The organism is Granulicella sp. L60, from assembly GCF_009765825.1.
In the GTDB taxonomy this organism is placed as follows: domain Bacteria; phylum Acidobacteriota; class Terriglobia; order Terriglobales; family Acidobacteriaceae; genus Edaphobacter.
Map to the genome: position 1 here is coordinate 1638670 of NZ_LMUR01000018.1, position 10684 is coordinate 1649353.

At 63.6% G+C, this 10684-nt stretch carries 9 protein-coding genes; 8 read left to right on the top strand and 1 reads right to left on the bottom strand.

Going from position 1 to position 10684, the window contains the following annotated elements:
* The first annotated feature begins 234 nt into the window (after positions 1–234).
* The 6 genes from GSQ82_RS17055 to GSQ82_RS17080 all read left to right on the top strand — a co-directional run bounded on the left by GSQ82_RS17055 (position 235) and on the right by GSQ82_RS17080 (position 7241).
* Positions 235–1638 carry an MBOAT family protein gene (locus GSQ82_RS17055; protein ID WP_158793376.1) on the top strand — a complete coding sequence of 468 codons (1404 nt, stop codon included), beginning with the start codon at positions 235–237 and terminating at the stop codon, positions 1636–1638.
* 3 nt (positions 1639–1641) lie between these two features.
* Positions 1642–3135, top strand: coding sequence for a GDSL-type esterase/lipase family protein (locus GSQ82_RS17060; RefSeq protein WP_158793377.1), 1494 nt, complete (start codon positions 1642–1644; stop codon positions 3133–3135).
* On the top strand, positions 3136–4611 hold the full coding sequence (locus GSQ82_RS17065; RefSeq protein WP_158793378.1) for an SGNH/GDSL hydrolase family protein: 1476 nt from the start codon (positions 3136–3138) through the stop codon (positions 4609–4611). It abuts the gene before it with no gap.
* Positions 4608–4844, top strand: coding sequence for an acyl carrier protein (locus GSQ82_RS17070; RefSeq protein ID WP_158793379.1), 237 nt, complete (start codon positions 4608–4610; stop codon positions 4842–4844). The genes GSQ82_RS17065 and GSQ82_RS17070 overlap by 4 nt, the downstream gene beginning before the upstream one ends.
* Positions 4845–5246: 402 nt before the next feature.
* A complete protein-coding gene (locus GSQ82_RS17075; protein WP_158793380.1) occupies positions 5247–6170 on the top strand; it encodes a 3-oxoacyl-ACP synthase III family protein in 924 nt (307 codons plus the stop codon).
* Positions 6171–6296: 126 nt separating this feature from the next.
* Positions 6297–7241 (top strand): carbohydrate kinase family protein, encoded by a 945-nt coding sequence (locus tag GSQ82_RS17080; protein ID WP_254061702.1) that lies wholly within the window; start codon positions 6297–6299, stop codon positions 7239–7241.
* Positions 7242–7322: 81 nt separating this feature from the next.
* Here the strand turns inward: GSQ82_RS17080 and GSQ82_RS17085 are convergent, their stop codons facing one another.
* Complete coding sequence (locus tag GSQ82_RS17085; RefSeq protein ID WP_254061762.1) at positions 7323–8468, bottom strand: lactonase family protein; 1146 nt, start codon at positions 8466–8468, stop codon at positions 7323–7325.
* 221 nt (positions 8469–8689) lie between these two features.
* Between GSQ82_RS17085 and GSQ82_RS17090 the strand changes: the two genes are divergently transcribed.
* Positions 8690–9409 carry an N-acetylmannosamine-6-phosphate 2-epimerase gene (locus tag GSQ82_RS17090; RefSeq protein ID WP_158793382.1) on the top strand — a complete coding sequence of 240 codons (720 nt, stop codon included), beginning with the start codon at positions 8690–8692 and terminating at the stop codon, positions 9407–9409.
* A gap of 83 nt (positions 9410–9492) precedes the next feature.
* A partial coding sequence (locus GSQ82_RS17095) for a sugar MFS transporter (protein WP_158793383.1) occupies positions 9493–10684 on the top strand: 1192 nt, incomplete at its 3' end.

Genomic DNA, 10684 nt, shown 5'->3' on the forward strand with positions numbered 1-10684 from the left:
CGGGTTAACACGGCCAAATTCCAAAACGGCTAATTTAGGGGGTACCTGGGTCCCGATTTTTTATTTCCTTCGGCGCCGCACACAGGCTCATGTCACGATGGGCGTAGAAAGCGGCCCCGTCGCATCTTCCCAAAAACACCCCTTTTCGCCGCCAACCGTCTCACCAGCGTCGATCGGACAGGGAAGCCGCCAGGTCCTCTTCCGTCAGCAATCCGCCCCGGATGGAGCTCCACCATGTCGCCCCTCAGCCCGGCGTACTTCGCATTTGCCGCCCTCGTCATCACCCTCTTCTGGGTCTGCTTCCGCTGGCAACAAGCACGCCTCTCCCTCCTCCTCGCCGCCAACCTCTTCTTTCTCGCCCGCCTCGCTTGGTTCTACCCCATCCTCCTCCTCGCCGCCGCGTCCATCGACTTCCTCGTCGGCCTCGGCCTCCAGAACATCCCCCGCGCTCAGACACCTCGCCGCCGCGTCCTCGTCTCCGTCAGCGTCCTGCTCAACGTCGGACTGCTCGCCTCCACCAAGTGCATCCCCGTAGCACTCATCGACCTCGGTCCACTCTACCGCTGGGTCTTCCCGCTAAGCCTCTCGTTCTACTGCTTCCAGTCGATGACCTACACCATCGATCTCTTCCGCGGCACCCGCGAAGGAACCCGCAGCTACCTCACCCACCTCACCTCCGCCACCCTCTTCACCGTCATCGTCGCCGGTCCCATCAACCGCATCTCCGACCTCGTCAAGCAGCTCCAACAACCCTTCTCCCTCACCCAGACCCAGGCTGCCCGAGCCTTCCTCCTCATCTCCTCCGGCCTCTTCAAAAAACTCCTCATCGCCGACTTCCTCTCCAACAACATCGCCAACCGCGTCTTCGATACCCCCACCCTCTACAGCGGAGCCGAGGTCCTCCTCGGCGTCTACGCCTACGCCCTCCAGATCTACTTCGACTTCTCCGGATACACCGACATCGCCATGGGCGTCAGCCTGCTCCTCGGCCTCACCCTCCCCGACAACTTCAACCGCCCCTACCAGTCCCTCAACATCGCCGACTTCTGGCGCCGCTGGCACATCACCTTCTCCAACTGGCTCCGCGACTACCTCTACTTCTCCCTCCCCAGTTCCCGCAAGTGGAAGGGTTGGAACTACATCAACCCCATCATCGTCATGGTCTTAGGCGGCCTCTGGCACGGCCTCGGCTGGACCTTCTTCCTCTGGGGTCTCATCCACGGCATCGCCCTCACCACCCACCGCATCTTCCAACAGATTCGCCAGACCAAATACGGCAAGCGTCCCGCAACCCCCATGCCGCGTTGGGCCAGGTACCTCAGCATCTTCGTCACCTTCCACTTCATCTGCTTCACCTGGATCTTCTTCCGTTCGCCCGACGTCGCCACCGCCCAATCCGTCCTTGCCCGTCTCGGCTCCATGACCTTCTCAGTCACCAACATCACCCTCCCCATGCTCGCCGTCATGATCATCGGCGTCGCTCTCCACGCCATCCCAGCCAAATGGTTCGACCGCAGCGTCGAACTCTTCAGCCAAGCACCCTTCGTCCTCCAGGGTGCCGGCCTCGCATCGGTCGTCCTCCTGATCGAACTCCTCTCCGGCCGCGGTTCAACCTCCTTCGTCTACAGCAACTTCTAGCCCATGCCCACCTTCCCCACCAAAACCCTCCAGGCCGTCGCCACCTTCGCCGCCATCCTGCTCGCCGTCCACTACGGCACCGCGGGCAGCAAAGGCCTCGACCCCGCGAGCCTCCGTCCCATCGCCCAGCTCCCTACCGGCCGCGCATCCATCTTCCCCATCGTCAAAGTCGCCCCACCGGCCCTTCCCACCGCCCTCGCCATCCCCGACCCCCTCGCACCCGGCCACAGCACATCCTCCGCCCTCGCCAACTCCTCCCCCGAGACCCAGTTCCTCATCGACGACAACGGCGCGCTCGACCACTTCTACGCCGCCTTGCAAAATCTAAGCTCCGGTCGCAGCCAGCCCACCGTCCGCATCGTCCACTACGGCGACTCGCCCACCACCGCCGACCTCATCACCGGCGACGCCCGCGAGCTCCTCCAGCAGCGCTTCGGCAACGCCGGTCCCGGCTTCATCCTCATCGCCAAACCCTGGGCCTGGTACGGCCACCACGGCGTCGACGTCTCCGGCTCCAACTGGAAGATCGACACCGCCGTCGGCTCCATGCACGAAGCCAACTATGGCCTCGGCGGAGTCATCTTCACCGGCCCCGTCGGAGCCTCCAGCACCATCCACCTCATCGCCCACAACTCCACCTCCATCGAAGTCCAATACCTCGCCCAGCCCAATGGCGGCGCGCTCGACATCACCGCCGACGGCAACCCCGCAGGCACCATCCAAACCGCCGCCGACACCAAGAAGGACGACGCCTCCTCCATCACCCTCCCCGCCGGAACCAAAACCGTAGAACTCACCGTCTCCGGCAACCCCGTCCAACTCTTCGGCGTAGCCTTCAGCACGCAGGAGAGAGGCCTCACCTACGACAGCATCGGCCTCAACGGCGCCTCCACCACGGTTATGTCCCGTGCCTTCAACCCCGCCACCTTTGCCCTCGCCCTCCAGCACCGCAACCCCGACCTCGTCGTCATCAACTACGGCACCAACGAGTCCAGCTACCCCGCCTACGTCGAAAAGCAGTACGAGCCCGAGCTCATCCGCGCCATCGGTCGAGTCCGCGCCGCCCTCCCCAACGCCTCCATCCTCATCATGAGCCCCATGGACCGCGGCGACCGCAGCGGCGACCAGATCTCCACCATGCCCGCCATCCCCGAGATCGTCGCCATCCAGCGGCGCGTCGCCCAGCAGACCGGCTGCGGCTTCTTCAACACCTACCAGGCCATGGGCGGCAACGGCACCATGTCCCGCTGGTACGACGGCCACCCCCGCATGGTCGCCGCCGACCTCATCCACCCCACCCCCCAGGGAGCCCGCATCGTCGCCCAGCTTCTCACCAGCCAGCTCCTGATAGGCTACGAACGGTACATGCAAAATCACGCGACCGCCCAACGCACGTCCCCGCCCATCGCATCCGCCGCCTCGCCCGGCCACTCAGCCAAGCCCACGCCACCTCTCGCGAAGCAAATCAATCCAGCCCACCCGATCGGAGTCCAATAGATGCCGATCACCCCCCCACATCTCCGATACCCAAAGATCAGCCGCACCCTCCTCGCGCTCCTCCTCCTGACTCTCGCCAGCAGCATCACCCCGCGACTACTCCACGCCTCAACCCTCTCCACCACCACGCCTAAACCAAAGCGCGCCCCCGCCGCAAAGCCAGCCAAAACCAAATCCACCAAGTCGAAAAAATCTACCAAGACGGCCACCGCCGTCTCCCTCCGCCCTATCCCGTACAGCAGCCGCGAAGCCATCGCCGCGCGCATCACCCAGAACCTCGCCACCCCTCGCCTCGGCGTCGAAAACCCCAAGGCCCTCCGCCCCTTCTTCGACCAGCTTCATCAAGCCCAGCTCGACCCCCACTCCAGCCTCATCCGCATCATCCAGTTCGGCGACTCCCACACCGCCGCCGACATCTTCACCGGCGCCATGCGCACCCTCTTCCAAACAAAATTCGGCGATGGCGGCGCAGGCTTTCAATACCCCGGCTATCCCTTCACCGGCTATCGCATTCATGGCACCCATCGCGCCCAGTCCACTGGCTGGATCGCCCTCGGCACCCACCTCCGCGACATCGGCGACGGCCTCGTCGGCATGGGCGGCATCAGCCTCTCCACCACCGGAGCAGGGAACTGGGTCTCCCTCGACGCAGACGCCTCCTCCCTCGAAGTCCAGTACCTCATCCAACCCAACGGCGGCACCATCGACGTCTACGACGGCGACACCCAGCTCACCACTATCCCCACCGCCAGCACCGACCCATCCACCGCCAACACCGCAGGCCACTACGACACCACCCTCGCCCCCGGCCCACACCACATCGAAGTCCGCACTACCCAGGAAGCTCCCGTCCGACTCCTCGGCCTCTCCACCGAAAACGCCTCCGGCGTCACCTACGAGGCCGCCGGAATCAACGGCGCAGAAGCCTCGCTCTTCCTCCGCTGGAACGAAGCCCTCCAGCAGACCTTGATGCTCCAGGCCAACCCCGCTCTCATCGTCCTCTCCTACGGCACCAACGAAGCCGGGGATCACAACTGGACCGAAGACTCCTACGCTGCTCTCTTCCGCCGCATCATCGAGCGCTGCCGCCGCCTCGCTCCCAGCGCCTCCATCCTCGTCATCGGACCGCCCGACCGCGCCCTCCACAACGGCCGCCACGGCTGGGCCGCCTTCACCGGAGTCGACCGCATCGTCCAGGCCCAGCGCACCGTCTGCCGCCAGATGAACTGTGCCTACTGGGACCAGCGCGCACGCATGGGAGGCTTCGGCTCCATGCGCGACTGGGTCTCCATCGCCTGGGCTCAGCCCGACCACACCCACTTCACCGCCGAGGGATACAACGAGTTGGCCGGTGCCCTCTTTTCCGATATAGTCCAGCAGTACGACGCCGATCAGGACCCAACCTCCAAGGCCGCAGCAGACAGTTCCGCAAGAGATAAGGCAGCCGCAGACAAGGCTGCAGGAGACGCGCAATGAGCAAACAACCAGGCATCCTCAAGGTCATCCACGCAGTCTCCGACCTCCCCAACGACCCTGCTCCCGATGAGAGCCTCTTCGACTCCGGCACCCTCGACTCGTTCACGTTGCCCGACCTCGTCACCGGTCTCGAGCAGGAGTTCAACGTCAAAATCCCCGACTCCGACCTCGTCCCCGAACGCTTCGACACCGTCACCAAGATCGAAGCCTACCTAACCAGCCGCGAAACCTAGCCTCTATACCCGGCGAAGTGAGCCATTTTTCAGGCTGGAATTTGCAGATTTATTTCATGGGATGAATAGGGTGTTTTGCTGGGGTTTTTGCAAAAACGTGGTGGCTGGGCGTGGTTTCCTGCTGGTGAGTTGTGGTAGTTAGCGTGGTGGATGGTGGTGGCTTAGCGGTCGTATTCAGGATTGAAAAAATGTGACAGGTTTTAGAGATTTATTTTTGAGCCCTGCGGCTGAGGCGGCGCATGAGGCTGCGAGGTAGGGTCTCCGGGGGCGCGAATCGTCTCCCATTCATCAAATATGTCATCCTGAGCGAAGTTTTTCGCGAACAGCCGTAGCTCCAAAACATCCAAACCCAAGCAACAAGCGAATCCTTCGCAGATCAGTCCAAGCATCAGGAGCACGACGATGCCTTACCTACTCTCCTTCGGCCACCACGTCCCGGCTGAAGTCATCACCAACGAAGCCCTCGCCGCCCGCACCGGCCGCGACGCCGTCTCCATCGAAAAGACCACCGGCATACGCGAGCGCCGCTACGCCCCCGCCGCCACCACTGTAGCCGACCTCGGCCTCGCCGCCGCCAACATCTGCCTCGCCAACGCCGCGCTCACCGCCGCCGACATCGGCCTCATCCTCTTCAGCAGCGGCTCCTCCGAGCGCGCCTTCCCCGGCCCAGCCTCGGTCCTCGCCGCCAAACTCGGCCTCACCGCAACCCCCGCCATCGACATCCCCGTCGCCAGCGCCGGCTCCCTTATCGCCCTCGCCTTCGCCGCCGACCTCGCCCCCCGCTACGGCAACGTCCTCGTCGTTGCCTCCGAGATCATGTCCCGCTGCATCTCCGACGCTGACCCGGATACCGCCATCCTCTTCGGCGACGGCGCCGGTGCCTGCATCGTCTCCCCCACCCACGGCTTTGCGAAGATCGCCGACACCTCGCTCTCCACCGACGGCAACTACGCCGACGCCCTCCAACTCCAGCACTCCGGCACCCTCGAGATGAAGGGCCTCTCCGTCATCATGCAGGCCTCTCGCAAGATCCCCCGCTCCATCCAGGATCTCCTCGCCAAAAACTCCCTCACGCCTGCCGAGGTCGGCACCTATCTCATGCATCAGGCCAACCTCAACCTTATCCGCAAGGTAGCCTCCACCCTCCAGCTCCCCGAAGAACGCTTCTTCGTCAACGTCGATCGCTACGGCAACACCTCCTCCGCCTCGCTCCTTATCGCCGCCTCCGAGTGGCACGCCGCCAACCCCGCACCCACTGCGCCCATCCTCCTCACAGCCTTTGGCGCAGGCTTCAACTGGGGCAGCATCCTCGCCCTCCCCGCCTGACTAAGACTCACACCCTGTCGCTAACATGAAGACCATATTCTTCGTCTCGCAGCCGCCGTGCTCTTTGGTGAGCGGAATCAGACTCGCATTATTGCGATATCACTTCCTGCCTCTAGGATGGGAGTGATGGATAAACAGCCTCACGTTACCAAGGTTGACCTGGTTGGAGTCGGTCTCAACGCCACGGATACCGTCATACCTCTGACTTTATTTCCCACCCTTGGCTCCAAGACCGAGTACAGCGAGCGCAGTATCGTGCTCGGCGGCGAGATCTCCACTGCCGTAATCGCCTGCAGCCGCTGGGGGTTGCGCACACGCTACATCGGACGCCTTGGCGACGACGACGCTGCGCGCCTTCACCGTGCCGCCTTTGACGCAGTCGGCGTCGAGAGTCGTATCGTCACGGTGGAAGATGCATCCAGCCCGCAGTCGATCATCCTCGTTGACGGCTCGGGCGAACGCACCGTTCTGTGTCATCGTGATCCCCGCCTGACGATGCAGCCGGAGGACATCGATCGCGAATCGATCACCTCCGCGCGAGCGCTGCTCGTGGATGGCTATCACACCGCCGCAGCGATTACAGCCGCGACCTGGGCGCGCGAGGCAGGTATTCCCGTCATCGCCGATCTGGATGTCATCCGTCCCGGTATCAACGACCTGCTGCCGATGGTCGATTACGCACTTGCCAGCCGTGAATTTCCGACAGCATTGACGGGAGAGCCTGATTTGAAAAAGGCTCTGATGATGCTCCATGACCAGTTTCACTGTCGCCTGACCGGGGCCACACTTGGGCTGGCCGGCATCCTGACATGGGATGGCAAGCAAGCGATTCAGCGTCCAGCCTTCCGGGTCTCCACCGCCGATACCACTGGCGCCGGCGATCTCTTCCACGCCGGATTTGCCTACGGATATCTCCAGGGCTGGCCCATGGAGCGCCAGCTTGACTATGCCTGTGCCGCTGCAGGGCTCAACTGCACCCGTGCCGGAGCGCGTGGCTGCATCGGCACCGTCGATGAGATCTTGCAGCTCATGGAAGCAGGCAAGCGATACGTTACTCCGGAGGTGAGCTGAGGCCTCTTCAATCTCGAAGCGGGAAGAACTATCCCTACTCAGAGAGATCAAGCCTCAGTCCGTCGAGCACCGCCTGAAGAACTAAGCAAACACCAAGCACTGCGGCCTCGACAGAGGAAAGTTCTTCCCCGCGTCCGTCAACTTGCCCGTACGCGCATCGCGAGCCAGCACCGAGATCGTGTCCGAGACCTGATTCGCCACCAGCAGCCATCGTCCGCTCGGGTCCAGCGCAAGATGACGCGGCACCTTTCCGCCGCACGGCATTCGGTCCACCAGCGTCAGTCTTCCATCGCTCGGCGAGATCGCAAACGTGACGACAATATCGTCGAAGCGATCCGTGGCATACGCGAACCGCGCCTCGCGGTCGATCACGATATCGTCGCCGCTGCTCAGCCCCTTGAACTCTGGAGCACGCAACGCAATCTCCTGCATCGTCTCCAGCGTTCCGTGCGTTGCATCCCATCGCAACACCGCCACCGTAGCCGCCATCTCCTCCACGCAATACGCCACCTTGCCGTTCGGATGGAACTGCAGCGCACGTGGCCCCGCACCCGCAGCCGAACGCCACACCGCAGGCTCATGCGGAGTCAGCTTCGCCGTAGCCGCATCCAGCCGGTAGATATGAATCATATCCAGCCCCAGATCGTTCACCAGCAGAAACCGGTTATCCGGCGACAGTGTAACCCGATGCGCATGTGGACCCTTCTGCCGCTCTGCATCCGACCCGCTCCCGCTGTACTGGAAGAACGAGACCGGCGCTGGACTCAACGCCCCTCCCGCTCCCAACGTGTACGAAGCCGCACTGCCCGAGCCATAGTTCGCAGCGAACGCACACCGTCCCGTCGCATCCACCGACACATGGCACGTGCCGCTTCCCATCGAAGCCACCTCGCTCACCTTCGTCAGCCGCGCCGCTCCCCGGTCCAGCGTGTAGGTCGAAACTGCCGCACCCGGCTTGCCCTCATACTGATCCAGCTCATTCGCCACCAGCAGCGTCTTCCGGTCAGGAGCCATCGCCAGAAACGTAGGATTGTCCGCCGCCCCCGCAAGCCCCAGCGCCTTCAACTCACCCGAGCCCGCCTCGAACGTGTAAGCATAGATCCCCTTGCTCGTTCCCGAAGTCTGCGTCCCCACCAGCAGCAGCTTTCCTGCATCCGCCTGCGCAAATCCACGCCGCGCCACCAACCCCACCGCCGCTGAACCATAGACAAACCCACGCCGTGTCATCTGCCGCACACATCCTCCTCGATCCATCCCATCCACCATAACGCGAACTTCAAACGATCGCATCGAGCCACACCCGAACCACATCGCTGACCGTGTAACCCAGGGGAACGATCGGGCATCGCAAGCTGCCGGGGCTAGAGGCGCCGGAAGGAAGATTGACCGCATCCGCAGATTTCCAGATAACCTGTCACCTACAGCACCGTCGAACGAACACACACTAAGTGCCAAGCCCATCCAACTCGCCCTTCGAATCCCTCCGCGGACATCTCATCGTCTCCGTCCAGGCCTCCGAAGGCGATCCCCTCGATGATCTCGACACCCTCACTCGCATCGCCACCTCCGTCCTGCACGGCGGAGCAGGCGGTCTACGCGCCGAAGGCCCCGCCCGCATCGCCGCCTTCCGCGCCCTCACCCCACTCCCCATCATCGGCATCACCAAAACCTACGACGCCCACGGCGACGTCTACATCACTCCCGACTTCGCCTCCGCCCACTCAATCGCCCAAGCCGGAGCCGACATCATCGCCCTCGACTGCACCCTCCGCCGCCTCACCGCCGCCGAGCCCTTCCCCCAGCTCATCCCCCGCATCCACGCCGAACTCCGCCGCCCCGTCCTCGCTGACATCGCCACCCTCGCCGACGCCCTCGCCGCCCAGCAAGCCGGAGCCGACGCCGTCGCCACCACCCTCTACGGCTACACCGCCGACACCGCCAACCACCGCACCCCCTCCTGGCCCCTTGTCGAGTCCCTCGTCAAAAATCTCACCCTCCCCGTCCTCGTCGAAGGCCACATCACCACCCCCGAAGAGGTCGCCCGCGCCCTCGACCTCGGTGCCACCGCCGTCGTCGTAGGCTCAGCCATCACCCGCCCCCAGACCATCACCGCCCGCTTCGCCCACGCCGCCTCCACCCGCAGCGGCCAAACGAAATCACTCGCATAAGAAAACCATATGGCTGTATAGTCAGCTATACGAAATCGCAGCCGCTAGAAATACACCACCGCACCGCAGACAGAGGACAAAGCATGGCACTTGGAGTAGCGGGAGAAAATCCCATCACCCTCGCCGACGCAGGCAGGAAAAACTACACCGTCCCGCTCATGCTGATGGTCTCCCTCTACTTCGGCATCGGCTTCATCACCGCGCTCAACGACATCCTCGTCCCCCACTTCAAAGACCTCTTCCACCTCACCAACGTCACCGCGCTCCTCGTCCAGTTCTGCTTCTTCGGAGCCTACTTCGTCATGTCCGTCCCCTCCGGCTGGATCGTCGGCAGGCTCGGCTACAAATCCGGCATCGTCGTCGCGCTCTCGGTCATGGGCCTCGGCCTGCTTCTCTTCCTTCCCGCGTCGATCATCATCTTCTATCCGCTCTTCCTCTTCGCCCTCTTCGTCGTCGGCAGCGGCCTCGCCCTCCTGCAGGTCGCCATCAACCCCTACGTCGGCGCCCTCGGAACCCCCGACACCGCCGCCTCCCGCCTCAACCTCGTCGGCTTCTTCAACTCCATCGCCACCACCACCGCGCCCCGCATCGGCGCAGCCTTCATCTTCATCGCCGTCGGAGCCACCGCCGCCCAGCTTGCCCACTCCGTCCGCATGCCCTACCTCATCCTCGCCATCTGCGCCTTCGCCATGGCCGCCATCACCGCCCTCGTCCAACTCCCCAACGTCATCGAAAAAGCCGACCCCGCAGCACCCTCCGACGGCGGCAGCGCCTGGCAGTTCAGCCACCTTCGCTTCGGCGCCCTCGGCATCTTCTTTTACGTCGGCGCCGAAGTCGCCATCGGCAGCATCATGATCAGCTTCCTCGGCCAACCTTCCATGGGCGGCCTCTCCCACGAAGTCGCCGCCCACTACGTCTCCTACTACTGGGGACTGTCGATGATCGGCCGCTTCATCGGCTTCATCGCGCTCCGCAAGATCCCCGCCCAGCGAGCCCTCGCCTTCGTCTCACTCCTCGCGGCCCTGCTCATCGCCACCGTCATCGTCACGCACGGCAGCGTCGCCATGTGGGCCGTCGTCTTCTGCGGACTCTTCAACTCCGTTATGTGGCCCTGCATCTTCCCGCTCGCCGTCAAAGATCTCGGACGATTCACCAGCCAGGGCTCCGGCATCCTCGTCACCATGGTCGTCGGCGGCGCAGTCATCCCAGAGATCCAGGGCTTCCTCGCCGACTCCTTCGGCTACCAGCACAGCTACGCCATCGTCCTGCTCTGCT